The sequence below is a fragment of the Bradyrhizobium sp. 190 genome, from assembly GCF_023073415.1.
In the GTDB taxonomy this organism is placed as follows: Bacteria; Pseudomonadota; Alphaproteobacteria; order Rhizobiales; family Xanthobacteraceae; genus Bradyrhizobium.
The window spans coordinates 23,380-48,645 of sequence record NZ_JADPJL010000044.1 but is presented as its reverse complement, the minus strand read 5'-3'; the positions used below and the strand labels follow the sequence as shown (position 1 = coordinate 48,645).

Genomic DNA, 25,266 nt, shown 5'->3' with positions numbered 1-25,266 from the left:
GTGCCAGACACAGAATCACAGCAATTCGTCACCATGGAAGACCAAATCAACATAGCGAGTCATTCCGTCGCAGCCACGATGTGTGCATCTGCTAGTGCGTTCGCAGGGACGACGATAGATCTTTTTTCCGTCACGGCTCGTTGACACTCCCGGCTCAGTCGAGGAGAAAGCGCCGTGACGATCGCCAAGCCCGATAAAAGCCATGCCAGTTCCGCCGCGCCGTGGTTTGACGTGCCATGGCTTGCCGTTGCGCTGCTGATCGCCGCAATGACGGCGATGCGGCTGGTCTATGCCGGCGTGCTCGATCTGCGCACTGACGAGGCCTATTACTGGACCTGGTCGAAGGAGAGCACGCTTTCCTTTCTCGATCATCCGCCCGGTATCGCATGGCTGATCCGGTTCGGCACCGCGATCTTCGGCGACACCAGTCTCGGCGTACGGTTCGGTGGCATCGTCGCGATGCTGGTCACGCAGCTTCTGCTCGCCGACATCGTCCGGCGCGTGACGCATGATGTTCGCGCCGTCATTCTCGCGGTGCTGTTGCCGGAAGCCGCGTTGTACTACGGGCTGCTGATGGCGAAGGTCGCGCCCGACACGGCGATGATCCCCTGCGCGGTTGCGATGCTGTGGTCGCTGGTACGGCTGCACGAGAGCGGCAATCCGCGCTGGTGGCTGGCGGCGGGCCTGTTCGCGGGGCTGGCGCTGCTGTCGAAGTTCACCGCGATCATGCTGCTGCCGGCGGTGCTCGCGTTCGCGCTGGTGCCGGACTGGCGGCGGCGCTGGCTGTTCAGCCCCTGGCCATGGCTGGCGGCGCTGCTTGCGGCGGTGGTGTTTTCGCCAGTGCTGATCTGGAATGCGCAGCACGACTGGGCGTCGTTCCGCTTCCAGTTCGTGCGCGCGGTCGCGACCCATCCGTTTTCGTTCCGCACCATCGGCGAATTCATCGGGCTTCAATTCGGTCTCGTCGGCTTCGTGCTGCTGCCGGTGGTGTTGTCCGGCGTGACGCTGACCGCCTGGCGCGGCTATCGCAGCCGCGAGCCGGTCGGGATCCTGTTGTCGACCGCCGTGCTGGTGCCCTTCCTCTATTTTCTCTGGAAGTCGCTGACGCTCCGCGTCGGCGACACTTGGCCGATGTTCCTGTGGCCCGCCGGCTTTGCCGCGACCGCCATCAATCTCGTGATGCTGCCGCGCGAAGGTTTTTCGGACCGGCTCGTGAAATCGACATTCTGGTGGGCGAGAGTGGCTGTCATCTCCGGCATCGCCTTTGTGGTCGGCGTGTTCTTCTATTACGTCGCGGCGCCATGGAATTTGATCGGCAGGACCGATCCCGTCGGCGGCGAAGCCGGCTTTGAACAGGTCGCGGCGCGCGCGCGCGAGCAGTTGCGAGCGACCGGCGCGACCTGGATCGCGACGTCGGATTATCGCACCTACGCGATGCTGCGCTGGCATTTCAACGGCCAGGTGCCAGTCATCCAGATCAACGAACGCGGCAGGTTCCAGGGGTTTGGCGATCCCGGCATGAACCATATCAAGGATCATCCCGGCCTCTATGTCGCGCGCGAGCCGGACCATCGCCTGCCGCTGTGGGATCTCACGACCGCCAAGCGGCAGCCGCTGGCGCGGGTCGAGCGCGTCTGGCGCGGGATGGTGATGGATACCTACGCGCTGGAAAAATTGACGGGCTGGACGCCCGAGCTGTCGCCACCGCCGGATTCGCCGTTGTTCCGCTGGCGCGTGCTGGCGGGGGTGATGCGATTTGATGCCGCTTCGGTCGCAATGACGTGGCTCCTGTAGGATGGGTGGAGCGAAGCGATACCCATCAACGCCGGTGCGTGCGGCGATGGGTATCGCTTCGCGCCACCCATCCTACGATAGACACACATTCGCCTTCTCGCGACGCATTGCGTCCGAGGTTTGCTATCAACTTCCCGCCCTCCAATCAGAGGGCGCAGGGAAGACCGGGTGCTTGCTGCACCCGCGGTCTCGCGTGCGATTTGCGCTAAAGAAAATGCACACGAGCATACAGGGCAGCGGGAGCATTCCGGCCTTCCCTGCGCAATGGCTTTACGGCTTACTTCGTGCTCTTCCCGGAGAACGGCTCTTTTGCCTCCGTCACCCCCGAGAAGCTTCGCTTCTCTAGGACTTAGCGCCAGCACCGCGGCGCCCGAACCACACGACTTCGCCGTACGCTTCCGGCGCGTACGTCTATCGCGCCATCTGCGTCCATCGCATCTCACCGCGCGTTCGTGACGATGGCCAACGCCCCTCATCCGCCGTGAGACGGGCGGAGTTATGGAGCTGATTTGGCCTGCAAGTTAAGCGAAATATTTTTGCGCGAATGGCTGGACAGCTTTTGACTGATTTGCCCGTCGTGTTGATTTGTCGCAGGAGCACTTCGAGATTGCACTTGCGCGCAAAGCAAATCAGTTCGCAGTCCGTAGGGTGAGCAAAGCCACCGGGTCGCGCGAATGCGCGCCCGATGACAGGCTCAGCGTGCCCACCATCAGGGGCGTAACGTGAATGGCGGGCACGTCGCTAACGCTCCTTTGCCCACCCTACGAGATCTTCCGTTCCGTTTCATCCAGGTCGCGGTGCTCACCGAGGAAGTTACATCGAAGACAACGACCTAAACCTTCGTATAGGCGCTGCATCCGTTCGTATCTGCGCCGCTTACCTACGGACAATTGAGCGCTCATGTCGCGCGCCTTAGCGTCACGGCATCGGGTTCGGCCGTCGCAGAGAAAATTTCACGGCGAAAACGATCGGGTACAGCAACAGTATTTGAGCTGTCCATGGCGACGAGTCCTGCTCTCTTCTACGAGTTGACGGTGAGTGCGGCCTGAGATGCCCGCAGGCGAATCTGTTGTGCCGCGCATTCAGTAACCTGAAGTGACGTCCTTGTTTCCCTGCTATCCAATTTTGGGGTCATTGCCAGAATGTCATCCTCCCTCGGCAAGATCGCGGTCCTGATCGATGGCGCCAATCTCTATGCGACCAGCAAGACGCTTGGTTTCGATATCGATTACAAGAAGCTGCTGAAGGAATTCCAGAGCAGAGGCACGTTGCTTCGTGCGGTGTACTACACCGCGATCATCGAGGATCAGGAATATTCGTCGATCCGGCCCTTGATCGACTGGCTCGATTACAATGGCTACACCGTGGTCACCAAGGCGACCAAGGAGTACATCGACGCCAGCGGCCGTCGCAAGGTGAGGGGCAACATGGATATCGAACTCGCGGTCGATGCCCTGGAACTCGCGGAGCACGTCGACCAGATCGTGCTGTTCTCCGGTGACGGCGATTTCCGCCCCCTGGTCGAGGCATTGCAGCGTCGCGGGGTCCGGGTGACCGTCGTTTCGACGATTTCGACTCAACCGCCGTTGATTGCCGACGATTTGCGGCGCCAGGCCGACGTCTTCACTGATCTGATGGAACTGAAATCGAAGGTTGGCCGCGATCCGTCCGAGCGGCCGCTCCCGCGCGAGCTGCGCCAGCACATGCCGGAGTTCTTGCACCGCGATACTAATTTGTAATTCAACGCTTGCCCAGATTGTCGCTTTGTCCATCGCCCGTAGGGTGGGCAAAGCGATAGCGTGCCCACCATCTGCAGCATGAATCCGGACAGCAGATGGTGGGCACGGCGCAAGGGCGCCTTTGCCCACCCTACACATTCCTACAGGAAGGGCTTGCCGCCGGTGACGGCGATGGTCGCGCCGGATACGTAGCTCGAAAGCGGATCGGCCAGCATGACGTAAGCCGTGGCCAGCTCGACCGGCTGACCGGGACGCTTCATCGGGACCTGTTTGCCGAAATTCTTTACGGAATCCTCGGGCAAGGTCGAGGGAATGAGCGGTGTCCAGATCGGTCCCGGGGCGACCGCGTTGGCGCGAATGCCCTTTTCGGCCAGCATCTGCGCCAGACCCGCCGTGAAATTATGAATCGCGCCCTTGGTCGTTGCATAGGCCAGCAGCGTCGGGTTGGGCACATCCGAATTGATCGAGGCCGTGTTGATGATGCAGCTGCCCGGCTTCATGTGTCCGACCGCAGCCTTGGTGAGATAGAACATCGCATGGATGTTCACCTTGAACGTCAGTTCCCATTCCTCGTCGCTGATCTCGTCGATTGATTTGAAGCTGGCCTGATGGGCCGCGTTGTTGACGAGGATATCGATTCCGCCCAGCTCCGATACGGCCTTGGCGATGACCGCGCGGCATTGGCCCGGCTCCTGGATATCGCCGGGCAACAGAACGGCCTTTCTGCCGGCTTCTTTCACCAGCCGCTCGGTCTCCCGGGCATCCTCGTGCTCGTCAAGATAGGATATCAAAACGTCAGCGCCCTCCCTGGCATAGGCGATGGCAACCGCGCGGCCGATTCCGCTATCGCCACCGGTGATGACGGCCTTCTTGCCGTTGAGGCGACCGCTGCCCTTGTACGATGTTTCGCCGTGATCGGGCGCCGGCTTCATCGCGGCAGTCTTACCGGGCATCGGCTGGTGCTGGCTCGGGAAGGGAGGACGGGGATAATGCAGCATGGCGGTTCTCCAAGAGAGCACGGAGTTGGTCGAACGTCGCGGGTGGTGTGTGCCGTAATCTGGTTTGAGGCGATTCAGGTTTCCGAATGGAGTGAAGTCTGCCGTTTGCCGTCTTGATCTTCGCCTGCGTAATCCCCGGAGCGCGTCTCGATATCAGCCTCGGCCAGAGGTCCGATGGCGGGAGCATTGAGCGGTGTCCCATCGATTGCAAAGTGAGATCCGTGACAGGGGCAATCCCAGCACGTCTCAAAGGAATTCCAGTGCAGGTGGCAGCCGATATGCGTGCAGGCGGCAGAGCGCGCATATAGCTCGCCGGAAGGATCACGATAGGCCGCGATCTTGCGCATGCCTTGCCGGATGATGGCGCCGTGTCCGGCTTTCAGCTCGCCGACATCGGCCAGTTCGCCGGGCGCGAGATACTCGGCAAAGTTCTTCACCGCGGTGACATTCTCTCTCAGGAAGTTGCCTATTGCGGCGGGCGTCTTGCGCGAGGGCTCATAGACTTCGGCCCATTTGGTGTCTCGCCCCAGGATCAGCGCCGAATTGATCATCGCGCCCACAACGCCGTGGGTCATGCCCTGGCCGGAATCGCCGGTATGCACGTAGATATTCTTGCTTCCAGGATTCCTGCCGATGAAGCCGGCGTAATCGATGGTGTCGAGCACCTGTCCCGACCAACGATGGGTGACCTCTTTCGCGGCTGGAATGAGATTGCGCGTCCAGGCTTCGAGGGCCTGAAAGCGAACTTCTGCGTCGTCGGCTTCGCCACTCTTGTGGTCGCCGCCGCCGACGATGAGAGAGTCGGTTCGACCATCGCCCGGCTGCAGCCGCACATAGTGGTAGGGGTCGAGCGTGTCCCAGTACAGGGCGTCCGGAATGGCTCCCTTCGGAATCGAAAAGGCCATCGCGTAGGTGCGATAGGGAGCCATCTTGGTGTGCAAGGCAAATCGATCGACGATCGGAGCATTGGTGGCCACGACCGCGGCCCGGGCCGTTATCGTTCCGCAGCCGGCCGTGACGGCGACCTTGCCGTCGTCGCGCTCTTCGAAGCGCTCGACGACCGTGTCGCAGTGGAAGCTGCCGTCCCTTGCCTCGATGGCGGCGACGAGACCCTTGAGATATTTGAGAGGATGAAACGTCGCCTGGCGCGGATAGCGCAGCACGTGCTGCTGCTCGCAATGGGCGAGGGGAACGCCGACCAGCCGATGGACGGGGGCGCCGACCTTCCGGACGGCATCCAGCTCGTCCTCGATGATTTGCGAGTCGGTGTTGAGCGCCTGAAACAGGTAACCGTCGAGGCGACGAAAATCGCAGTCGATGGATTCCCGCTTCTGGATTTCCTCGATGCGATCCACCGCTGCGGCCTGGCTCTCGTAGAACAGGCGGGATATCTCCTCGCCGCGCAGGCCTATCATCTCAGACGTCAGGTCATCGCATAGCGGCGCCAGATGCGCGCTGGTGCGCGCCGTTATGCCGCCCGCGATCTTCCCGCGATCAACGACGATGACGCGCGAACCCGCCGCGGCAAGTTCGTAGGCGGTGGATATCCCTGCAATACCCGCGCCGATGATCGCGACATCGCATTCCCTGTTGCCCTGAAGCGGAGTGGCGCGCGGGGCAACCGCTACGTCCATCCAAAGCGATTTGCTGCGCCGGTCGACGAAACGATCCATCTGGAAATCCAGCCGGTCGAGAACGAGGTTGAGAGTCCAACGGCCGATCGGGTGACTCGTTCCTGGCGATCTTTGGGGTTGTCAGGCCTGACCCGCCCCGCGCCCGGTACTGGCGAACGGGGGCTCGCGCGAGGGCGAGCGCTGCTTTGGAACAATGGCGCGGGCGAGACGTTCAGCGGCATTCAATCAGGAGGATGCGTAGGGTGGGCAAAGCGAAGCGTGCCCACCATGCAAGGCAGTTATTGCGGATAGATGGTGGGCTACGTTAGAGCCTCATCATCGCGCTTGCGCAGCAAATCCTTGGCGAGATCGCCGAGCGCAGGTCGCGGCAGCGCCGTAAACGGCAGCGGGCGCGTCACGTCGATCGCGGCCAGCCCGAGCCGCGCGGTGAGCAGGCCGTTGAGCACGCCTTCGCCGAGCCGCTGCGAGAGTTTGGCGGCGATGCCGTGGCCGAGCATTTGTTGCACGAGACTGTCACCGACGGCCATGCCGCCGGTGATGGCGAGATGGCCGATCACGTGGCGCAGCAGGCTGATCATGCCGAGCGTGCCCGGCCGGCCGCCATAGAGCCGGGCCAATTGCCGGATCAACCGCATCGCGGCGACGAACACGAACAGCACGTCGATCAGCGCGCGCGGGCTCACCGCGGTGACGACCGAGACGCGCTGCGCGGCTATCGAGACCAGCCTGCGCGCCTCTTCATCTAGCGGCGCCATCAGTTCGCGCTCGGCGAGCTTGATCATGTCGGCGCCGTCGATGATGTCGTCGGCGTGGCTCACCAGGGCTGCGCGGGCGCGGGCCAGTTGCGGGTTCTGATGTGCGAGCTTCAGCAAATCGTTGACGACGGCGCGGCTCTCGGCGCGGTCGTCGCTGCGCAGCACCTCAGTGGCGCGTTGATGCAGCTTCTCGATCGCCGCCAGCCGCGCCAGGCCGAAAGCTTCGCGCCCGATGACGACCGCCAGCGCCAGCGCGGCGGCGGCGGCGAAGGCCAGCGCGACGTAGCCCAGGGTTTCGCTGCGCGCGAACAGGTCCTCGATCAGGTTGACGACGCCAAGCCCGAGGCCGAGCAGCACCAGCCCGCCGGCCGCGGACCAGAACAGGGTGCCCCAGCGAAAGCCGCGGCGCGCCGCCACGAGTGGCGCATCGATCGGTACGGGCAGGGTGGCAGGATCGGCTTCGGGCGTGATGTGTACGGTGCCGCGGGCAGGGCGTCCGGTTTCATCCGGACCCATCACGATCACGCCGGGATCGCCGAGCTTGAACGTCGCCGGCCGCCGATGCGGCGTCTTCTCGCTCATTGCAGTCGGTCTCCGATCAGGAACTGGAGGGCGCGGTCGAGGCGGATGTGAGGCAGCGCGGGCTCGTCGTTGGCCGTGCGCTCCAGCAGCGGCGGCCGGAACCGCAGGAAACGGAAATCGGCCTGTTCGGAAGCCGTGCTGGAAAGGCCGCGAAAGCCGCCGTTGAACAGTTCCTCAGGGTCCGCGGGCAGGTCGCCCGGAAAGGTCGCGACTTCGGTCTCGCCATCGAAGGCTTCGCCATTGGCGGTCTCGCCGGGCGCGGGCGTGCCGATGATGGACGGCAGCTTCTCCCGGCCGCGCGCGACCTGCGCCTCGCGCGTGGCGCGCACCGCCGATAGCGCGACCACATCGATTGTCGCGCCGGCATATTCGGCACGGTTGGCCGCCTTGGCGACCGCGCGCCGCAGCACCGCTTCCAGCCGGTCGTGGCTCTGATGGTGCAAATGATCGGCCTTGGTGGCGGCAAACAGAATGCGATCGATCCGGGGACGAAAGAGCGTACTCAGTATCGTGCTGCGGCCGATGCGGAAGCAATCGAGAATGCCCGATAGCGCGGCTTCGAGATCGTGCAGCGCTTCCGGCCCGGCATTGAACGCCGCGAGTGCATCGACCAGCACGATCTGCCGGTCGAGCCGCGCAAAATGATCGCGGAAGAACGGGCGCACCACGACATCCTTGTAGGCCTCGTAACGTCGCCGCATCATCGCCCACAGCGAACCATCGGGCGCGCTGCCGTCGGCCGCGACATCGAGCGGCGCAAAGGTCAGCGCCGGTGTATCAGCGAGATTGCCCGGCATCAGGAAGCGTCCGGGCGGCAGCAGGCTCATCGCAAAACGTTCGTCACGGCAGGCGCGCAGATAATCCGTGAACAGCTTTGCCGCCATGCGCGTCGCCTGTTCGTCCTCACGGCCCTCGGGGTGAAGCGTTTTCAGATGTTCGTGCCATGGCGCGGCGAGTTTTGCGCGGGGGCCCTCGCGCGACAATGCCAGGCTCTCCGTCGACCATTGCTCGTAGCTTTTGTCGAGCAGCGGAAGATCCAGCAGCCACTCGCCGGGGTAATCGACGATGTCGATGGTGAGCGTGCGATCGGCGCCGTTCTGCCGCTGGTAGTCGATGACGAGGCGCAGTTCGCTGATGTCGACGGTGGAGCTTGGCCAGCGCCGCTCCTCGATCAGGGTGCGGACGTGGTTCTCATAGTCGAAGCGCGGCACCGCATCGTCCGGCTGCGGCTCGAGCCGGGCGCGGGCGATCCGGCCCGTGGCATACGGTTCGAACACCGGAAACCTTCCGCCGCGGGTGAGGCCGTGGATCAGCGCCGTGATGAACACGGTCTTGCCGGCGCGCGACAGGCCTGTGACGCCGAGCCGCACCGTGGGATTGAAGAAGCTGTCGCCGTAATCCAAAAGCGCCCGCGCCGACAAGCGCGCTTCCTCGACGATATCTGAAAAACTGGGGGCCATGCGGGCGTGGGAGGCTCGAAAGAAGCGTTGGTGGGCGATGTCAGGAAAGTGGCGATTGGCGGACCAAAATCAAGCGTCCGTGATAGGCTGGCCACGGGCTTCTACGGATATCGCCTTGTGACCGGCGGCACGAAAATGCCACTGCTGTGGAGTACTCCTAATCGCCCTCTCACCAGCTGCTGTGGACCTGCATGACCATCTTCAGACTGAAACAATTCGCCTCGACATCGTTCCACGCGGCGGCCGACGCCATGCACTGGAACTACGACCGCGCCGAACTGATCGCCGACGGCGTCGTGCATATCGTCGGCGTCTGTCTGGGGCTTGTCGCCGCCACGGCGTTGATCGTGTTGACCGCGGTCTATGCCAGCGCGTTCGAGGTCGCGGTGGTGTCGGTTTACGTCGCGGGCCTGCTGGCGATGCTGACATTTTCGGCGGTCTATAATCTCTGGCCGGTGTCGCGCGCCAAATGGGTGCTGCGCCGCTTCGATCATTCCGCGATCTATCTCTTGATCGCGGCCACCTATACGCCGTTCATCGTGGCGCTGCGGGAAAGCTATCTCGCGGTCGCGCTGCTGATCGGGGTGTGGTGCGTCGCGATCGCCGGTGTGGTGCTGAAGCTGGCGCGCCCGGGGCGATACGATCGTCTGGCCGTGGGACTCTATCTCGCGCTGGGCTGGAGCGGCGTCATGATTTACGACTCGGTGGTGAAGGCGGTGCCGCCGCTGGCGCTGGGCTTGGTGGTGGCGGGCGGCGTGCTCTATAGCCTGGGCGTGATCTTCCATGCCTGGCAGCGGCTGCGCTTCCAGAACGCGATCTGGCACGGCTTCGTCTTGCTCGGCGCCGCCTGCCATTATACGGCTATTCTCGATATGATGATCCTGACGTAAACGATATCAGAGGGGAGAGCGGCCATGCAGGTGACCGGCAAAGTCGTGGTTGTCACCGGTGGTGGCAACGGCATCGGCCGGGCGATGTGCGAGGCTTTCCATCGCGCAGGCGCAGCCAAGGTCGTGGTCGCCGATATCGATCCCGATGGCGCGCGAACCGTCGCCACTCCGATCGGCGGGGCGGCCTTCAAATGCGATGTCGGAAAGGAGAAGGATATCCTTCACGTCATCGAGGAGACCGAACATCAATTCGGCCCGATCGCGCTGTTCTGCTCCAATGCCGGCATCGGCGGCGGTTTCGATCCACTGTCGGTGAATGCCGGCGGAAACTCCGACGAACCGTGGCAGCGAAGCTGGGCCGTTCATGTCATGGCCCATGTCTATGCGGCGCGGCACCTGATCCCGCGCATGAAGGCGCGCGGCGGCGGCTATTTCCTCAACACGATTTCGGCGGCGGGGTTGCTGTCACAGGTCGGCAGCCCGGCCTATTCGACCACCAAGCATGCTGCGGTGGGGTTTGCCGAAAACCTCGCGATCTCGCACAAGGCCGACAACATCAAGGTTTCGATCCTGTGCCCGCAGGGCGTCGATACCAACATGCTGCGCTCGATACCGAAGGGTCCGCAATCCGGCGACGGCGACCTGTCGCCTGAGCAGGTGGCGCAGGACGTGCTGAAGGGACTGGAAGAGGAAACCTTTGTGATCCTGCCGCACCCGCAGGTGCTGGGCTACATGCGCAAGAAAACCGAGAATTACGACCGCTGGATATCAGGCATGGCGAAGATCCAGGCGAAGATGCGCGAGAGTTACGGGAAGTGAGAACGTAGCCCGGATGCAGCGAAGCGAAATCCGGGATAATTCCATCCGTGGATAGACCTATCCCGGATTGCGCTCCATCCGGGCTACGAATTTTCTCGATAGGGTTGCGAGCGAGAAGGGCGGTCCTTCGGCCGCCGTTCCCGACAATCTCGCTTACTGGCAGCGGTGCATCAGGCCGTCGTCGAGGCGGACCAATGTGCCGGGCTGGCAGATGATGCCATTGCGCGCCGCGTAGTCCTGGCTCCATACGCCGGGGCCGCCGTAATAGGCGGGGCCGCCGTATACGCCCGGGCCGCCGTAATAGGCATAGGGGCCGCCGCCGTAGTAGGGGGCGGTCGCTCCGGCTGCGACAGCTCCGGCTACGACAGCACCGGCTGCAACAGCACCGGCGCCCACCGCGGCCGCACCGGCCGCGGTCCGCCGCGCCTGCCGCCGGGCAACGCCCGGGGTATATGGGTCAACCATCTGTGCCTGCGCACGCTCGATAGACAGCGAAGCGCCCTTTTGTTCGCTCCAGTCAAACGACAGCATGGTCGCGCATGTGAAGACGGAGACCGCGAGGGCAGCTTTTCCGAGACTTGTCTTACTCATGACATTCACTCCACGGTTGCCCCATGCCGAATTTTCGTGCGAGCGTAGAGGGCCGTCAAGTAAACGCCGCGTGCGCAACTGGCAGGCGAACTGGTAAGCCTTTGAATCAAATGGGGTCCCATGAGTTGGCGTGCCTGGCCATTTGGAAAAGTTCCGGCGACGCCGCCGGATGCCCCGCATGCGCTGCTGGCGGATATCGAGAAGCGGGGCAGGCAATATCTCGACGAGGCCGACATTGGGAAATGGGTCTATCCCGCCTGCAAGCGGACCGCCTCGGATGCAGGAGCCGACAAGGAGCAGGTCTGCAACCATACGCGGCTGGAAGCCATGCGCTATCTGCTGACGGTGCCGAGGGGTGAATTCAGGCTGCTCGCCGAGCCGAATTCACAAGCAGCGATACTGGACGCGTATCTTCGCCAGTTGCCGCACGATGAAACGGTGATCGAATTCACCGGCAACACGATGAGCGATCTGGCGATTGCCGTCATTGCCGGATTCAACTGGCTCACGCATTGCGCTGGCCTTGCCGGGGCCGATCGCAAGACATTTTCGGGAACGCTCAACCGCTTCCGAAGAGTTGCGATGTCGGCGCAGAAATGGTGGGAGATGGAGGGAGCGAAAGAGCGTTACGCGCAGATGCTGCAGGCGCAGCAGGAGCCACCGCTGTTTCTGAATTTGGTCTGGGCGGATTATGGCCGGCTTGCGAACGAAATCGCTGCTGCCCGCAGAGCAACGTAGCCCGGATGGAGCCAACGGGTCGCGCGAATGCGCGCCCGATGACAGGCTCCGCAAAATCCGGGACAATTCCATCCGCGGATAGACCTATCCCGGATTGCGCTGCGCTCCATCCGGGCTACAGAGTCACTTACCCCTTCTGCGCGTAAAGCAGCGGCACGGCCGAATCCACCATCACTTCGATCAGGCTGGTGCCGTCATGCGACAGCCCGTAGCTGAGCGCGCCCGCGAGTTCGGATGATTTCGTCACCCGCACGGCGTGGCAGCCCATGCCTTCGGCGAGCTTGACGAAATCGATGCCGGGCAGTTCGAGGCCCGGGACATTGCGCACCTGCATCACCTGGCTGAACGAGCGCATCGCGCCATAGCCGGCGTTGTTGATGACGACGACCGTGAGCGGCAGGTTGCGCCGGGCCGCGGTCCACAGCGCTTGGATCGAATACATCGCCGAGCCGTCGCCGATCAGGCAGACGGTGCGGACGCCGGGACGTCCGAGCGCCATGCCGACGGCGGCGGGCAGGCCGTAGCCGAGGCCGCCGCTCGCCATGGTGTAAAAACTGTCCTGGCCGCGCATCGGCATGAACTTTTGCATCGCCGGGCGATGCGAGGGCGCTTCCTCCACCAGCACCGCATTGGCGGGCATGGCTTCAGACAGCGAGTGGAGCAAGAATTCGACCGGAAGCGGATCGGCGGCCGACGGCGCCGGCGGCAACGTGCGGCCCGAAGGCATGGCCCGCTTTGCTTCCGGAAGCAGGTCAAGCAGCATTGCCAGCGCCGGCTTCATGGTCGCGATGATGCTGGCGCCCGAGGGCGTGACAGCGGCGGCGTCCGGGTCGTCGGTAATCTGGAAGATCGTGGTGGCGCCGTCGAAGATCGCGGCATGGCCTTCGACATGGAAGGTGAACACGGGCGCGCCGATCACGACCACCAGGTCATGATCGCGCAGCGCATCCGATAGCTGGCCCGGCGAAGCGTGCAGGAAGCCTGAAAACTGCGGATGACGTTCGGGGAACGAGCAGCGCGCCGAGAACGGGCTGACCCAAACGGCTGCCTTCGTCTTCTCCGCGACCCGGACCATCAGGTCGACGGCCCCGGCGCGGTCGACGGCGGGGCCGACGACGAGGGCAGGGCGCTTGCTCGCCGACAGCGCGGCGATCAGCGCCTTCATCGCCTCGGCGTCGGGGCCGAGTTCGCGGCTGACGTGGCGGGCTTCGACCGGCTGTGTGGGGCGCGTCCAGTCGTCGATCGGGATCGAGACGAAGGTCGGCCCGCAGGGCGGCTGCATCGCGACGTAATAGGCCCGCGCGATTGCCGCCGGCACGTCTTCGGCGCGTGCCGGCTCGACGCTGTATTTGACATAGGGCCGCGGAAATTCCGAGGCGCGCTCGGCGTAGAGAAAGGCCTGCAGCGGCAGGATCGAGCGCGCCTGCTGGCCGGCGGTGATGACCAGCGGCGTCTGGTTGCGGTGGGCGGTGTAGATATTGCCGAGCGCATTGCCGACGCCGGCGCCGGAATGCAAATTGACGAAGCCGGCGTTGCGGGTCGCCTGCGCATAACCGTCGGCCATGCCGACGACGGAGGCTTCCTGCAGGCCGAGCACGTAATCGATGTCGTCGGGCCAGTCGCTGAGGAAGGGCAGCTCGGTCGAGCCGGGATTGCCGAACACGCGCTTGATTCCGAACGCGCGCAGCAGGCCGAAGGTGGCGTCCTTGACCGTGAGCGAGGCGCTCGCGGTTTTGGCTGGTTTGCGGGACGACATCGGGCGGCTCCCATCTGGATTTCTTGGGGTTCGCGATTTTCTTAAGCTTCGCCATGGCTGCTGGGCGAAGGCGGAAGCGATCCACCTCTCGATGGATTACCTTACGAAGTCAAGCCATTGGCGCGCGATGACGGCCTGGGATCGGACAGAACTCCGGGACGCCACGGCCAAGGGCTCGCTCAGGCCATCTTCTCCCACAGCTGGGGTACCAACGTTCCCGCCCGCTTCTCGATTGCCGCCGCCGCGTCCAGTGCGAGGTCCTCGCGATAGCGTCCTGCAATCAACTGCACGCCGATCGGTTGGCCTTCATGCAGCGTAACCGGCACGACGGCGCCAGGCAGACCAAGCACATTGATCGCGGAAATGAAACGCAGGTCGTTCCAGAAGAGTTCACGCGTGCGCTCCGGGCTGATTGCATCCTCGCGCGGGCCAGGCGTCGGCTTCACCGTCGTCGGGGCGAGTACGACAGGGAAATCCTCAAGGAACAACTGCCAGGCCCGGATATGGGTGTTGCGCGCAGCCGTGGCGCGCATCCAGCCCAACAAGTCGAGCGTGTTTGCCTTCGCCTTGATGCCGTTGTAGGCGGCATGGAAATCGGGCGAAGTCACTTTCAGCATCGCGGCTTCCTGCAGCATCGCGGTTTCGTTGGCGATGATGTCGCACCAGGTCTGCCAGACACCGTTGATGTCGGGAACTTCGATTTCGCTGACGCGATAGCCCGAACGCTCGAGATGGTCCGCGGCCTGCCTGAGCGCAGCACGCACCGAGGGAGCAACGTCCATGTCGTCAGGCAGCTTCGCGAGCGCGACCTTGATCGGGCCTTTCGGTTTTGGCCCGACCAGAGGTGCTGCGACCCACCAGGGATCCCGCGGATCGCGCTGGCTCATGACTTCGAGCGCCATCCTGACGTCACCGACGCTGCGCGCCAGCGGTCCTTGCGCGGACATCAGATGAGCGAGCATCGGCCGCTCGGCCGCGGCGCTCTCGTTATAGGCCGGGACGCGGCCTTGCGTCGGCTTGATCGTGACGACACCATTGCAGTGCGCTGGCCAGCGTAACGAACCGCCGATGTCGTTGCCGTGCGCGACCGTGCCGATGCCGGCCGCCACCGCGGCACCGGCGCCGCCCGACGAACCGCCGCAGGTGATATCGGGATCCCACGGGTTCAGCGTAAGCCCGTGCAGCGGGTTTTCCGTAAAGCCGCGGAGCGAGAATTCGGGCGTATTGGTCAGGCCGACCACAATTGCGCCGGCCTTCTTGAGATTGCGCACGACCGGCGCGTCGGAGGGGGCGATAATATTCATCTGCGCGGCCACACCGTTGGGGTTGGGCCGCCCCTCATAGTCGACGTTTTCCTTGATCGTGATCGGTACGCCGTGTAGCGGGCCAAGCTCTGTCTTTCTTGTCCGGGCGTTGTCCGCAGCTTTTGCCGCCTTCAGCGCTTCGTCCGACAGATCGACAACGACCGCGTTGAGCTTTGGATTAACTTCGCGCATTCGCGCGATATGCGCTTCGACAACCTCAATCGAGGAAATCGCACCTGAGCGGATGGCGGCTGCCGTCTGCAGCGCCGACCATTGCCAAACCGGACCCTTGGGCGGGCGCGCCTTGGCGGGTTTTTGTGAGACCGCTTTCTTCTGTGTTTTTGCGGCTGCGCGGCCGGCGGACTTTTTCGTTGATTTCTTCGGCGCTGTCTTTGCCGCGCCGTTCTTCCGCTTGATCACGGTTTTCTTTGCCATTTCTTGCCCCGTTGCTGTGGCAGGATACGTTAAAGACGCCGGGGCCGCGAGTCGAGACGGCGGGGACTTTTGTGGGGATGCTACCCCGACGATGGTTGGTTTGATGACGATGAACCGGGGGAGGCAGGCTATGGGCCAAGGGGTCAGGTCGAATGCAGTGCGCCTGATCTTTGGTCAACGTCCTCAATCACGCCTGAATTGTCGGGTTGCTTCGCAAACTTCATCGAGGCGCAATTCCTTGCGGCTTGGCCTTTGGAGAGACGAGCGTGGCCAAGAAAAAGGCAACCTTACCGAAATCAGCCACGGACGTGGCACCCCGGATAAAGAAAGCAACAGGGACGAGCAGGACTTCGGATCGATTTCAGCTCCGTCTGCCAGAGGGGATACGAGACAAACTCGTCGAAGCGGCGAATGGGCGCTCGCTCAACGACGAGATCATTCAGCGGCTCACGCAGTCACTTGAGCGCGACGAGATGCAGAAGCTATCCGACCGCCTCAAGGCACAGGGCGACCGCCTTGCGAAGTTCGAGGGAGAAATAGCGTCCATGGTCGAGCAACTCAGGCTACGCGACGACTAGCGCCCATGCGGCGGCCGCGTAACCGAGCCTCCGAACTACACGCTGACCAGCATGCGGCCGTTGTTAGCCGAAATGACATTGGAATCCCTCCTGTTGTGATGGTTGCAATTATCTTTCAGCCCTGATTATGCCGCGTTGCGCCCCAGCGCGGTTCGGGCGTCGAGCAGCCCTGCCTCGATCAGCGCGTCCCGGATCCGTGCAATTTCCGCGTCTGATATCTTGACCAACGGCGGACGCACCACTGCGCGCGGCAGTTTGCCGAGCAGCACCAGCGCTTCCTTCATGCGGTTGTGCATATCGACGAAGGGATCGGCGTAGAACACGCGCGCTATCGGATAAATCAGGTCGTTCAGCCGGCGGGCTTCCGCGAGATCGTTGGCCTTCACGGCGCGATAGAGCCTGGCTTGAAGGTCAGCGATGACGCTGCCGCTGCCTGACAGCAGGCCATTGCAGCCGAGCACCAGCGAGCTCAAGAGCCATGCGCTGTTGGTGGACAGCACGTTGATGGGACGTGCGCGCCCCTGCAAGGCGCGAATCTGGCTCTCGTGCTGCGGCACTGTCTGCGTCCAGTCCTTGATGGCGCGGATGGTCGGCACTTCGTCGAACAGCCGCTCCAGCGTCGCCGCGGGATAGCCCTGGCCTGTGGCCAGGGGATATTGAAATACGATCAGTGGCAGATCGGTCGCATCGCTGATGGTCTTGAAATGGGCCAGCGCCATCTCGGCCGACTGGCCAAGGGTAAAGGGAGCCGGCGGGAACACCAGCAGCGCCGAAGCTCCGCCGGCTTGTGCCTGGCGAGCGATCCGCGCCGCCTCCAGGCTGCCGTCCGCCCAGACGCCGTGAATGATCGGCAATGTGCCGCCGACTTCCTCGTCCGCGATCTCCATGACGCGACGTTGTTCATCGCGCGTGCACGAGGCGACTTCGGTCGAGTGAGCGTTGACCGTGACGGCAGACAGTTCCTGCACCGCGGCGACATCGCGCAAGTGAGCCCGGAAGCTCTGCTCGTCGATCGAGAAATCGTCGTGGAACGGCAGCAGAACCGCCGGGATCACGCCTTGGGGTACGAAATCACGATGGCGGCTCATGTCTCGTCTCCTTCAGCGTTGTTCTCGTTGCTGCGTTGATCGCGCCGACGGTCGCGCCTCTCTTGACGCGGTGACGAGAGTAGGGCCACTGCACTGAGATCGGCAAGCGGCACCCGGGCCGTGAATGGCACCTATGCTGCGCGAGCGTCTGACGACCGCTTCTCAATGGTCAGGGAATATTGCGCTGCGAAAAAATCGCCGAGCCCGCGAAAAAACTGCGCGACGTCCTGATGGAGCGCTACCACGTCGCTGTGCCCTTCATGGTCGGCTGGCCCTCGGCATTCGCGATCCACAATTCCATGCCGGCGCTGGTTTCGCTGGCGTTGATCGAGAACTCGCTGCCTTCGAACAGCGGCTGCACGCCGCGATAGCTGAACTTTTCCGGCGCGCTGTCGCCGTGAAGTTTTGCGGCGAATTCGACGATCAGCGCCGCCTGCAAGGGACCGTGGAAGATCAGGCCCGGATAGCCCTCGACCTTGGTGACGTAATCGCGGTCGTAGTGGATGCGGTGGCCGTTGAAAGTCAGCGCCGAGTAGCGAAACAGCAGCACGGGATCGCTGACATGGCTTTCGCGATGCTTTGCGACGGGCGGCGGCGGGGGCGCCTTCGGCGGCGAAGAGGGCGCCGCGCCGCCCATGTCGCGATAGACGATGTCCTGCCGTTCGCGGATGGCTGTGCCGCGCGGTGTCGTAATCGTGTGTTCGACGGAGACGAAGCAGAGCACGCCGGTCGAGCCGGTCTTCATCGTCACGTCTGATATCCGCGAGGTTCGTGTGGCTTCATCGCCGACGCGCAAGGGCCCGACAAATTCGATTTCGCCGCCGGCCCACATCCGGCGCGGCAGCGGCACCGGCGGCAGGAAGCCGCCGCGGGTGGGGTGACCGTCGGGGCCGAGCTGCGACATAGGAAACACCGGCTGTGCCAGGCACCAATGGGTGGTCCATGGCGCGGCGTCGCCTGTCGTGGGTTCGCCGATGTTCTGAAACAGAGTTGCGCGCAGGCCCTTCACCAGTTGGGCGGTGACGATATCGGTCGCTTCGGTCGTGTTGCCGATCCATTGGCGCAGATGGTCGAGGTTGATAGCTTCCGTCATGACTGGCGGCTCCTGATACGAGGAGCTTTGGGAAGTTCGACATGGTCGCCGATGGCGGGCACGGCGCCATAGTGCCTGTCCTCACCGACGAAGATCGCAGCGGGCGCGGCGTAGCTCACCTTGCCGTTTGGCGTATCGACCTCGATTCTACGAAGATGCGGGTGCACCGCGAGGTCGGCCATGGTGTTCACCTCGGCGAACGCGATATCGGCGTCGGCGAGGCGTTTCAACAGATCGACGCGCATCATGGTCGCAAAACTGTCGGCCACCGTCTTGTCGGTGAGCAGGCGGTTGCGCACGCGCTCGGCCATGTTGGCGAATCTGGGATCGTTCGGCAGATCAGGCTGATCCAGCACCTCGGCGCAAAGCTTCTTCCATTCGCGCTCGCTCTGGATCGAGATCAAAATGCCCTTGCCGTCCATTGAATTGAACACGCCATAGGGCGCGATCGAGGGATGGGCCAGCGCCATCCGCTTCGGCGGATTGCCGGCTTCCGAATTGATCAGCGGCACCGCCATCCAGTCGGCCATCACGTCGAACATCGAAATCCTGATGTCGGCGCCCTTGCCGGTGCGTCCGCGCGCGATCAGCGCCTCGAGGATCGACGCATGTGCGGTGGCGCCAGTCGCGATATCGACGACGGAGATGCCGACGCGCGAGGGCCCCTCGGGCCCGCCGGTGATCGAGGCAAGACCGCTCTCGGCCTGGATCAAGAGATCGTAGGCCTTGCGGTCGGCATAGGGGCCGTCATCGCCATAGCCCGAAATGGTGCAGCAGATCAGCGCCGGATAATCGTTTCGCAGGCGCTCCAGCGAGAAGCCGAGCTTGTCCATCGAGCCCGGCTTGAGGTTCTGCAACAGCACATCGGCGCTCGCGATCAGCTCTTCGAGCGCGGCGCGGCCCTCCTTGGTGGCGAGATCGATCACCACGGAATTCTTGCCGCGGTTCAGCCAGACGAAATAGCTGCTCTGGCCTTTTGCGGCGGCATCATAACCGCGGGCGAAATCGCCCTCGGGGCGTTCGACCTTGACGACATGCGCGCCGGCGTCCGCCAGCCGCGAGCTGCAGAACGGTGCGGCGACCGCCTGTTCGACGGAGACGACGATCAATCCCTCTAACGGCAACATCTGATGTTCTCAGTAGGAGCGGGGCAGGCCGAGCACATGTTCGGCGACGTACGACAAGATCAGATTGGTCGAGATCGGCGCGACTTGATAGAGCCGCGTTTCGCGGAACTTGCGCTCGACGTCGTATTCTTCCGCAAAGCCAAAGCCGCCATGGGTCTGCACGCAGGCATTGGCCGCTTCCCAGGAGGCGTCCGCCGCCAGCATCTTGGCCATGTTGGCCTCGGCGCCGCAATCGAGTCCCGCCTCATATTTGCGCGTGGCTTCCTTCACCATCAGCTCGGCCGCGCGCATCGCGGCGTAGGCCTTTGCGATCGGGAACTGAATGCCCTGGTTCTGGCCGATCGGGCGGCCGAACACGGCGCGCTCCTTGGCGTAGTTGGTGGCCTTTGCGATGAACCATTTGGCGTCGCCGATGCATTCGGCCGCAATCAAGATACGCTCGGCATTCATGCCGGAGAGGATGTAGCGAAAGCCCTTGCCTTCGTCGCCGATCAGGTTTTCGGCCGGAACCCGCATGTCCGTGAAGAACACTTCGGTGGTGGCGTGGTTCATCATGGTGCGGATCGGGCGGATTTCGAGGCCGTTGCCCTTGGCCTCACGCATGTCGACGATGAACACCGAAAGGCCATCGGTGCGCTTCTTCGCCTGCTCCTTCGGCGTGGTGCGCGCCAGCAGGATCATCAGGTCGGAATGCTCGGCGCGGCTGGTCCAGATCTTCTGGCCGTTGACGATGTAGTGGTCGCCGTCGCGCTTGGCGACGGTCTTCAGCGAGGAGGTGTCGGTGCCGCTGGTCGGCTCGGTGACGCCGAACGCCTGCAGCCGCAGTTTGCCGCTGGCGATCCCGGGCAGGTATTTCGCCTTCTGGGCGTCGTTGCCGTGCCGCAGCACGGTGCCCATCGTGTACATCTGGGCGTGGCAGCCGCCGCCGTTGCACCCCGCCCGCTGGATCTCTTCCAGGATCGCGGCCGCGGCCGAGAGCCTCAGCCCGGAGCCGCCAAATTCCTCGGGGATCAGCACCGAGAGGTAACCGGCCTCCGTCAGCGCGTCGACGAACTCCTTCGGGTACGCCATCTGGCGGTCGAGCTTGCGCCAGTATTCGCCGGGGAACTGGGCGCAGAGCTTTGCGACGGCGTCGCGGATGTCGTGGAATTCGTCTTGTTGTTCTTGTGCGGTCATTGGTTTTTCTGGCGATGGATGGTGGGGGATGTCAATTGCCGGATGGCCGGCGGTTGTGAAACCACAGCCGGTCTCCTATGCTGAATTGTTATAGCGTATGAACCTGCCTTCGAAGATTGGCAAGCAATGGATATCAGGCAGCTCAGGACCTTCAGTTGTGTGGCGGAGCTCGGCAGCCTCAGCAAAGCCTCCGACACGCTGCGGGTGGCGCAGCCGGCGCTGAGCCGCCAGATCAAGCTGCTCGAGCATGAATTGCGCGCCGAGCTGTTTACGCGGAACGGCCGCGGCATGGTGCTGACCGACGCCGGCCGGCTTCTGCTCGCAAGGACGGCGGGCATCGTCCGACAGATCGACCAGGTGCGCGACGAAATCCAGTCCGCCGGCGGCCCGCCGTCGGGCCGCGTGGTGCTCGGGCTGGTGCCGACCGTGAGCTGCGTGATTTCGGCGCGGCTCGCCCGACGCACTGTCGACAGATATCCGGGCATTTCGCTCTGCATCGTCGAAAGCTACAGCGGCCATCTGATGGAATGGCTGCACCGCGGCGAAATGGACCTTGCGCTGATCTACGGGCCGTCGAGCGACCTGCATCTGACCGTGCAGAGCCTCGGCCGCGATCCGATCGTCGCGGTAGGACCGCGCGGCAGCGGACTGGCGCAGAGGAAACAAGTCGATATCGGCTGGCTGCTGAAACAGACACTCGTGCTGCCCAGTCATTCGCACGGCCTCCGGGCGCTGATCGAGCAGGCGGCGGCGAAGAAGAAGCTGAAGCTCGACGTCAAGCTGGAGGCGGATTCGTTTCGGGTGCTGACCAGCCTCGTCGAGGAAGGGTTGGGATACACGCTGTTGCCGCCTTCCTCGGTGCGCCACGAAGTAGCCTCCGGCCGGCTGGAAACGGCCGTGATCGCAAAACCGTCGCCGATGCGCGAACTGACCCTTGCTTCTCCCATCGACCATCCCGGCTCGACTGCCATCACGCTCGTGACCGAGCTGCTTCGCGACGAGCTCACGGCTTGCCGCGAAGAGGGCCTCTGGGACATCAGGCTCGCCTGAGCCGATGTGAGGGCCTTGCGGATTGGCATAGAACAAAACGGTTTAGCCGGGCATTCTCATCTGGCTACAGCAGTCATGCCGCAATTGTATAGGGCGGCACAGACTTGCCGGAACGATGGCTGTTCGCCCGAAACTGCCGATACGCGATGTCTGCTATCCGGTCCCTAGCAGGGGTAAGCCGGACATCGGGCGCAAAGTTAAGTTACGAATGACCCGTCGTGAACATTGAGGTCTGGTGTGTGCGACCTATCAGCCGCCGCACACCGACCCCAAGGCTGGTCGACCAGTTCTTCAATGACTGAACTGGCACGATTGAGAATCTCAGATGCGCTGCCTGGCGCTATAGGCCACGTCGCGCGTCGTCCCAGTACGTAGGCGTCCCGTAATACTGATGGGTGCGCGCTTCCCAGTCTCTATCCTGCCAGGAGTCATCACTGAACTCAGGCGCATCCTTCAGCTGTTGCTCGGTGATACTGGTTCGAAAACCACCAAGCGACGTATCATATGTCAGAGCGCCCCAGGGGATCGGGTAATGGCTGTGGCCTAACCCAACAAACCCGCCAAAGCTCATGACGGCATAGGCCACGCGACCCGACACCTTGTCGATAATGAGGTGATCAATCTCACCGATATTCTTTCCACCTGCTTCATAAACCTCGGTTCCATGAATGTCTTCGCTTGAGATGCATTGATGATCCGGATGGGCTGTTGCGCGTGCCATGTTTCGTCTCCCTCACTGGTGAGTTTTGTCGACTTAACTCGGCCACTACGGGGTCGTTCCTGGACAACATTTCAAAAAGTAATTCGAGAGCCTCCGGTTTCTACGCCGGGGCTCTCATGGATTCTAATTTCGATCTCTCTAATTTCAGACCTATCCAATCAACAATACAGCCATAGAATTCGTTCTCCGGCTCAATCACCCCGTCTGGCAGAAGCCAGCACAACCTCTATGTCCCTCGGCTCAATGCCGAGAGCGTCAAAACCGGGATGCCTACCAGAGGCGACGTTGTCCTTGGTCATAAGCTCGACCTGGTTCGATGTGACAGGAGAAGCAGGTAAGAATTCAGCGGCAAAAGCGAGCATCTTCCACACGCTAATGGGCATTGGCGCGAGGACGCGCCGGATATGCAAGTAATTGCACATCGTCTGAAGCAATTCCTTGTAAGTATAGGTGTTGGGACCGGCTAACTCGTACGTCATTCCCGGCTCTGGGGCGTCCAAACAGCGCACAATCGCCTCCCCAGCGTCTTCCACATACGAGGGCTGAAGTGCAGTCTGACCGCGTCCGAACATCGGAAAGACTGGAAACATCCGCAGCATCTTCATGAGCGGGATTAGAAATGCGTCATCCGGCCCAAACATTACTGCAGGACGGATAATCGTCGCCTCGGAGAACGCAGTCCGTATTGCGGACTCGCCCTCGCCTCGGCTTCGAATGTAGGACGAGTGCGACTGCGCATCGGCGCCAATTCCGGAAACATGGACCAAGCGCTGCACATCTGATCCACGTGAACATTTTGCCACTCTCGCGGCAGCTTCGACATGCACGGAACGAAACGTGTCGCTACCGCGCTCGACATAGAGACTTACGGCGTTGACGACAGCGAAAGCGCCAGCCACAGCGCTAATCACCGATCTATCGTCGCTGACATCGGCTCTAACAATCTCCAGTTTCGATGACCTATCGCGAAAGACCTGAGCTCTCCGCTCTGGATGCCGTGACGCAGCCCTGACCTCGAAACCGTGGTCCAAAAGGTGCTGGACGATGCGCCGGCCCAAAAAACCGGTAGCACCGAAGACAGTCACTGTTCGGCTAGTCATCCTGGTTCAACCCGACCGCAACTCGACTGGATGGTCCGCACCGCCTCGGCCTCACGCCCGCGCGAAAGGTTTCCTCCTTGGCTTCATGAGCGATCGCGAAGATCGGTCACACCTTCTTTTTGAGCGCAGTGGTCGCAGCAATAATAGGTGCCAGCCTTTTCCAAGCCGTGTCCGACGATGCGCGTTCCACAATGCTGGCATGTCGGCGCCAAGGCATGAATTGCGCACTCGAAACTATCGAACGTGTGCGCTTTGCCGTTCATCACAACCTGAAACGCCTTGTCGTAGTCATTGCCGCAGGTTTCGCATGTCGCCATTTTTTCCTCCTTCACGCCGCGCGGGGGTGCGAGCTCGAACAGCCCTTGCCCAACCTGGAGCGTTGAACTGCCGGCGGCGAGATTTCCTCCTGCAATCGTCGGGGGACTTACGAATGTTGGCAGCGCTTTCTTTGTTACTCATGACTGTCTCCTCGCGCTGAAAACGGCCGAGTTCACTAATTGTTCCTGGGCGAGCGTTACAGCAGTCATGTCGCAATTGTATAGGACGGCGCAGGCTTGCTCGAATGAGTTCGCGCCCTTGGGGGCGGCCCGGCACCCAGCGACAGCATCGGCATTCAGCCGTGATACGCGAACAGCTCGATTGGGTCGTTGAAGCCGCGCACCGGATATTCGCCGACGTGTTCGAGATCGAAATCGGTTTCGACGAAGTCGGCGAACGCGCGGGACAGCAGCACGGTTCTTCCCAATTGTTTGGTGAGGGTTTCGAGGCGCGAAGCCATGTTGACCGCAGGACCGATGACGGTGAAGTCGAGCCGGCTGCGCGAGCCGATATTGCCGTACATGACGTCTCCGACGTGGACGCCGATGCCGTAATTCAGTGGCGCACGGCCGGTTTCGCTGTTCTTTTCGTTCAGGGCAACCATGGCCTGACGGGCCTCCGTCACGGCACGCAGCAGATTGGCGCAGGCTTGAGGATGGCTGAGCGGAAAAATGGCGAGAAGGCCGTCGCCGATGAACTTCAGTATTTCCCCGCCATGCCGCGCAATCGGCTCCGACATCGCGTCGAAATAGCCGTTGAGAAGATCGATGACGTCATCGCGCGGCCAGTTGTCGGAAATCCCAGTGAAATCACGCAGATCGCAGATCATGATGGCGGCGCGTACCGTCGTCCCGCTTCCGCGCCTGGTGGCGCCGGCCAGAATCAGCTCGCCGGCATGCGACCCGACATAGGTTTCCAGCAGCGTTCGCGCCAGCCGGTTCTTCATGCGGATTTCGCTGACCAGCGCCAGAACCGGCAACAGCTTCGACAGGCGGGCGATATGCGCGTCGTCGAAACCACCTGGCCGGTCGGTTGCGAAGGTCACGATATGGCGCTTGCCGAGCGTATGGTACAGCGGCCACGCCACATAGTCGGTCAGGCCTTTCGCCCGCATTTCGTCATAGATGGCGTGCTTGCGGCCCAGCGACGGATCGCGTTCGAGATTCTCGCGCACCTCGGTGGCACCATCAAGGATTTCGTTCGCGGGACTGCCGATGTATTCGGATCGCTCCCTGACATCGTAGTCGACCCTGGCAAGCTCGGCCTCGCGCATCCCGTCGGCCCACATGATCCGGGCGCCGAGCCACTGCGGATGGTAGATCAGGAGATGAAGCGACGCCCGCTTGACGGGAATGCCCGCTCGCTGGAGCCGGAGACACAGCTCCGCGAAAATATTGTCAATGAAGCGCTCGTCGCGCGTGTCGTTTGTCAGCCAGTGCACAACGTCATTGTCAGAATGCGCGGCGGCGGGATTGATGCTTGGCGGCGCGTTCATATCTTGCTCCCGGGCAGTGACCTGG

General features: G+C 62.7%; 22 protein-coding genes. 7 read left to right on the top strand and 15 right to left on the bottom strand.

The window, feature by feature from the left end; all coding sequences use genetic code 11:
- Nucleotides 1-267 precede the first annotated feature (267 nt).
- Both IVB22_RS24310 and IVB22_RS24305 read left to right on the top strand, forming a co-directional pair.
- Nucleotides 268-1,794, top strand: coding sequence for a glycosyltransferase family 39 protein (locus IVB22_RS24310; RefSeq protein ID WP_247519787.1), 1,527 nt, complete (start codon nt 268-270; stop codon nt 1,792-1,794).
- A gap of 1,142 nt (nt 1,795-2,936) precedes the next feature.
- Entirely contained in the window at nt 2,937-3,533 is a 597-nt protein-coding gene (locus IVB22_RS24305; RefSeq protein ID WP_247519785.1) for an NYN domain-containing protein, read from the top strand.
- A 140-nt stretch (nt 3,534-3,673) separates the two neighbouring features.
- On the opposite strand, the gene IVB22_RS24300 is transcribed toward IVB22_RS24305, so the two are convergent.
- The 4 genes from IVB22_RS24300 to IVB22_RS24285 form a co-directional block, all read right to left on the bottom strand.
- Nucleotides 3,674-4,531, bottom strand: coding sequence for an SDR family oxidoreductase (locus IVB22_RS24300; protein WP_247519784.1), 858 nt, complete (start codon nt 4,529-4,531; stop codon nt 3,674-3,676).
- Between the two features lie 74 nt (nt 4,532-4,605).
- Nucleotides 4,606-6,204, bottom strand: a complete 1,599-nt coding sequence (locus IVB22_RS24295; protein WP_247519783.1) for an FAD-dependent oxidoreductase — start codon at nt 6,202-6,204, stop codon at nt 4,606-4,608.
- Nucleotides 6,205-6,464: 260 nt separating this feature from the next.
- Nucleotides 6,465-7,502 carry a YcjF family protein gene (locus IVB22_RS24290; RefSeq protein WP_247519782.1) on the bottom strand — a complete coding sequence of 346 codons (1,038 nt, stop codon included), beginning with the start codon at nt 7,500-7,502 and terminating at the stop codon, nt 6,465-6,467.
- Nucleotides 7,499-8,962, bottom strand: a complete 1,464-nt coding sequence (locus IVB22_RS24285; RefSeq protein WP_247519781.1) for a YcjX family protein — start codon at nt 8,960-8,962, stop codon at nt 7,499-7,501. Before IVB22_RS24285 ends, IVB22_RS24290 begins: the two co-directional genes overlap by 4 nt.
- A gap of 191 nt (nt 8,963-9,153) precedes the next feature.
- Between IVB22_RS24285 and IVB22_RS24280 the strand changes: the two genes are divergently transcribed.
- Both IVB22_RS24280 and IVB22_RS24275 read left to right on the top strand, forming a co-directional pair.
- Nucleotides 9,154-9,852, top strand: coding sequence for a hemolysin III family protein (locus IVB22_RS24280; RefSeq protein ID WP_247519780.1), 699 nt, complete (start codon nt 9,154-9,156; stop codon nt 9,850-9,852).
- 24 nt (nt 9,853-9,876) lie between these two features.
- Nucleotides 9,877-10,671 (top strand): SDR family oxidoreductase, encoded by a 795-nt coding sequence (locus tag IVB22_RS24275; protein WP_247519779.1) that lies wholly within the window; start codon nt 9,877-9,879, stop codon nt 10,669-10,671.
- A gap of 153 nt (nt 10,672-10,824) precedes the next feature.
- Here the strand turns inward: IVB22_RS24275 and IVB22_RS24270 are convergent, their stop codons facing one another.
- Complete coding sequence (locus IVB22_RS24270; RefSeq protein WP_247519778.1) at nt 10,825-11,262, bottom strand: hypothetical protein; 438 nt, start codon at nt 11,260-11,262, stop codon at nt 10,825-10,827.
- Between the two features lie 120 nt (nt 11,263-11,382).
- On the opposite strand from IVB22_RS24270, the gene IVB22_RS24265 reads away from it, so the two are divergent.
- Nucleotides 11,383-12,000 carry a hypothetical protein gene (locus IVB22_RS24265; RefSeq protein ID WP_247519777.1) on the top strand — a complete coding sequence of 206 codons (618 nt, stop codon included), beginning with the start codon at nt 11,383-11,385 and terminating at the stop codon, nt 11,998-12,000.
- 127 nt (nt 12,001-12,127) lie between these two features.
- Here the strand turns inward: IVB22_RS24265 and mdlC are convergent, their stop codons facing one another.
- Both mdlC and IVB22_RS24255 read right to left on the bottom strand, forming a co-directional pair.
- On the bottom strand, nt 12,128-13,756 hold the full coding sequence (gene mdlC / locus IVB22_RS24260; protein WP_247519776.1) for a benzoylformate decarboxylase: 1,629 nt from the start codon (nt 13,754-13,756) through the stop codon (nt 12,128-12,130).
- Nucleotides 13,757-13,935: 179 nt separating this feature from the next.
- Nucleotides 13,936-15,495, bottom strand: coding sequence for an amidase family protein (locus IVB22_RS24255; RefSeq protein ID WP_247519775.1), 1,560 nt, complete (start codon nt 15,493-15,495; stop codon nt 13,936-13,938).
- Nucleotides 15,496-15,761: 266 nt separating this feature from the next.
- Between IVB22_RS24255 and IVB22_RS24250 the strand changes: the two genes are divergently transcribed.
- On the top strand, nt 15,762-16,073 hold the full coding sequence (locus IVB22_RS24250; RefSeq protein WP_247519774.1) for an Arc family DNA-binding protein: 312 nt from the start codon (nt 15,762-15,764) through the stop codon (nt 16,071-16,073).
- 125 nt (nt 16,074-16,198) lie between these two features.
- Here IVB22_RS24250 and IVB22_RS24245 read toward each other — a convergent pair whose 3' ends face one another.
- From IVB22_RS24245 to IVB22_RS24230, 4 genes are all read right to left on the bottom strand, one after another.
- On the bottom strand, nt 16,199-17,161 hold the full coding sequence (locus IVB22_RS24245; RefSeq protein WP_247519773.1) for a dihydrodipicolinate synthase family protein: 963 nt from the start codon (nt 17,159-17,161) through the stop codon (nt 16,199-16,201).
- Nucleotides 17,162-17,399: 238 nt separating this feature from the next.
- Complete coding sequence (locus tag IVB22_RS24240; RefSeq protein ID WP_247519772.1) at nt 17,400-18,254, bottom strand: MaoC family dehydratase N-terminal domain-containing protein; 855 nt, start codon at nt 18,252-18,254, stop codon at nt 17,400-17,402.
- Nucleotides 18,251-19,381 (bottom strand): CaiB/BaiF CoA-transferase family protein, encoded by a 1,131-nt coding sequence (locus tag IVB22_RS24235; RefSeq protein ID WP_247519771.1) that lies wholly within the window; start codon nt 19,379-19,381, stop codon nt 18,251-18,253. Before IVB22_RS24235 ends, IVB22_RS24240 begins: the two co-directional genes overlap by 4 nt.
- Nucleotides 19,382-19,390: 9 nt before the next feature.
- Nucleotides 19,391-20,557 (bottom strand): acyl-CoA dehydrogenase family protein, encoded by a 1,167-nt coding sequence (locus tag IVB22_RS24230; RefSeq protein ID WP_247519770.1) that lies wholly within the window; start codon nt 20,555-20,557, stop codon nt 19,391-19,393.
- Between the two features lie 126 nt (nt 20,558-20,683).
- Between IVB22_RS24230 and IVB22_RS24225 the strand changes: the two genes are divergently transcribed.
- Nucleotides 20,684-21,607, top strand: a complete 924-nt coding sequence (locus IVB22_RS24225; protein ID WP_247519769.1) for a LysR substrate-binding domain-containing protein — start codon at nt 20,684-20,686, stop codon at nt 21,605-21,607.
- 340 nt (nt 21,608-21,947) lie between these two features.
- Here IVB22_RS24225 and IVB22_RS24220 read toward each other — a convergent pair whose 3' ends face one another.
- The 4 genes from IVB22_RS24220 to IVB22_RS24205 form a co-directional block, all read right to left on the bottom strand.
- Nucleotides 21,948-22,328 carry a PRC-barrel domain-containing protein gene (locus IVB22_RS24220; protein ID WP_247519768.1) on the bottom strand — a complete coding sequence of 127 codons (381 nt, stop codon included), beginning with the start codon at nt 22,326-22,328 and terminating at the stop codon, nt 21,948-21,950.
- A 191-nt stretch (nt 22,329-22,519) separates the two neighbouring features.
- The gene (locus IVB22_RS24215; RefSeq protein ID WP_247519767.1) at nt 22,520-23,428 is read right to left on the bottom strand and encodes a complex I NDUFA9 subunit family protein; all 909 of its coding nucleotides are present in this window, start codon (nt 23,426-23,428) and stop codon (nt 22,520-22,522) included.
- An 83-nt stretch (nt 23,429-23,511) separates the two neighbouring features.
- Nucleotides 23,512-23,745: a hypothetical protein gene (locus IVB22_RS24210; RefSeq protein WP_247519766.1), complete on the bottom strand. Its 234-nt coding sequence runs from the start codon at nt 23,743-23,745 to the stop codon at nt 23,512-23,514.
- A 296-nt stretch (nt 23,746-24,041) separates the two neighbouring features.
- Nucleotides 24,042-25,241, bottom strand: coding sequence for an adenylate/guanylate cyclase domain-containing protein (locus tag IVB22_RS24205; protein WP_247519765.1), 1,200 nt, complete (start codon nt 25,239-25,241; stop codon nt 24,042-24,044).
- Nucleotides 25,242-25,266: the final 25 nt, after the last annotated feature.

Excerpts from the sequence above, each read along its gene's own strand:
- IVB22_RS24310 (WP_247519787.1), top strand. The coding sequence starts at position 268 with ATGACGGCGATGCGGCTGGTCTATGCCGGCGTGCTCGATCTGCGCACT.
- IVB22_RS24305 (WP_247519785.1), top strand. The coding sequence starts at position 2,937 with ATGTCATCCTCCCTCGGCAAGATCGCGGTCCTGATCGATGGCGCCAAT.
- IVB22_RS24300 (WP_247519784.1), bottom strand. The coding sequence starts at position 4,531 with ATGCTGCATTATCCCCGTCCTCCCTTCCCGAGCCAGCACCAGCCGATG.
- IVB22_RS24295 (WP_247519783.1), bottom strand. The coding sequence starts at position 6,204 with ATGGATCGTTTCGTCGACCGGCGCAGCAAATCGCTTTGGATGGACGTA.
- IVB22_RS24290 (WP_247519782.1), bottom strand. The coding sequence starts at position 7,502 with ATGAGCGAGAAGACGCCGCATCGGCGGCCGGCGACGTTCAAGCTCGGC.
- IVB22_RS24285 (WP_247519781.1), bottom strand. The coding sequence starts at position 8,962 with ATGGCCCCCAGTTTTTCAGATATCGTCGAGGAAGCGCGCTTGTCGGCG.
- IVB22_RS24280 (WP_247519780.1), top strand. The coding sequence starts at position 9,154 with ATGACCATCTTCAGACTGAAACAATTCGCCTCGACATCGTTCCACGCG.
- IVB22_RS24275 (WP_247519779.1), top strand. The coding sequence starts at position 9,877 with ATGCAGGTGACCGGCAAAGTCGTGGTTGTCACCGGTGGTGGCAACGGC.
- IVB22_RS24270 (WP_247519778.1), bottom strand. The coding sequence starts at position 11,262 with ATGAGTAAGACAAGTCTCGGAAAAGCTGCCCTCGCGGTCTCCGTCTTC.
- IVB22_RS24265 (WP_247519777.1), top strand. The coding sequence starts at position 11,383 with ATGAGTTGGCGTGCCTGGCCATTTGGAAAAGTTCCGGCGACGCCGCCG.
- mdlC (WP_247519776.1), bottom strand. The coding sequence starts at position 13,756 with ATGTCGTCCCGCAAACCAGCCAAAACCGCGAGCGCCTCGCTCACGGTC.
- IVB22_RS24255 (WP_247519775.1), bottom strand. The coding sequence starts at position 15,495 with ATGGCAAAGAAAACCGTGATCAAGCGGAAGAACGGCGCGGCAAAGACA.
- IVB22_RS24245 (WP_247519773.1), bottom strand. The coding sequence starts at position 17,161 with ATGAGCCGCCATCGTGATTTCGTACCCCAAGGCGTGATCCCGGCGGTT.
- IVB22_RS24240 (WP_247519772.1), bottom strand. The coding sequence starts at position 18,254 with ATGACGGAAGCTATCAACCTCGACCATCTGCGCCAATGGATCGGCAAC.
- IVB22_RS24235 (WP_247519771.1), bottom strand. The coding sequence starts at position 19,381 with ATGTTGCCGTTAGAGGGATTGATCGTCGTCTCCGTCGAACAGGCGGTC.
- IVB22_RS24230 (WP_247519770.1), bottom strand. The coding sequence starts at position 20,557 with ATGACCGCACAAGAACAACAAGACGAATTCCACGACATCCGCGACGCC.
- IVB22_RS24225 (WP_247519769.1), top strand. The coding sequence starts at position 20,684 with ATGGATATCAGGCAGCTCAGGACCTTCAGTTGTGTGGCGGAGCTCGGC.
- IVB22_RS24220 (WP_247519768.1), bottom strand. The coding sequence starts at position 22,328 with ATGGCACGCGCAACAGCCCATCCGGATCATCAATGCATCTCAAGCGAA.
- IVB22_RS24215 (WP_247519767.1), bottom strand. The coding sequence starts at position 23,428 with ATGACTAGCCGAACAGTGACTGTCTTCGGTGCTACCGGTTTTTTGGGC.
- IVB22_RS24210 (WP_247519766.1), bottom strand. The coding sequence starts at position 23,745 with ATGGCGACATGCGAAACCTGCGGCAATGACTACGACAAGGCGTTTCAG.
- IVB22_RS24205 (WP_247519765.1), bottom strand. The coding sequence starts at position 25,241 with ATGAACGCGCCGCCAAGCATCAATCCCGCCGCCGCGCATTCTGACAAT.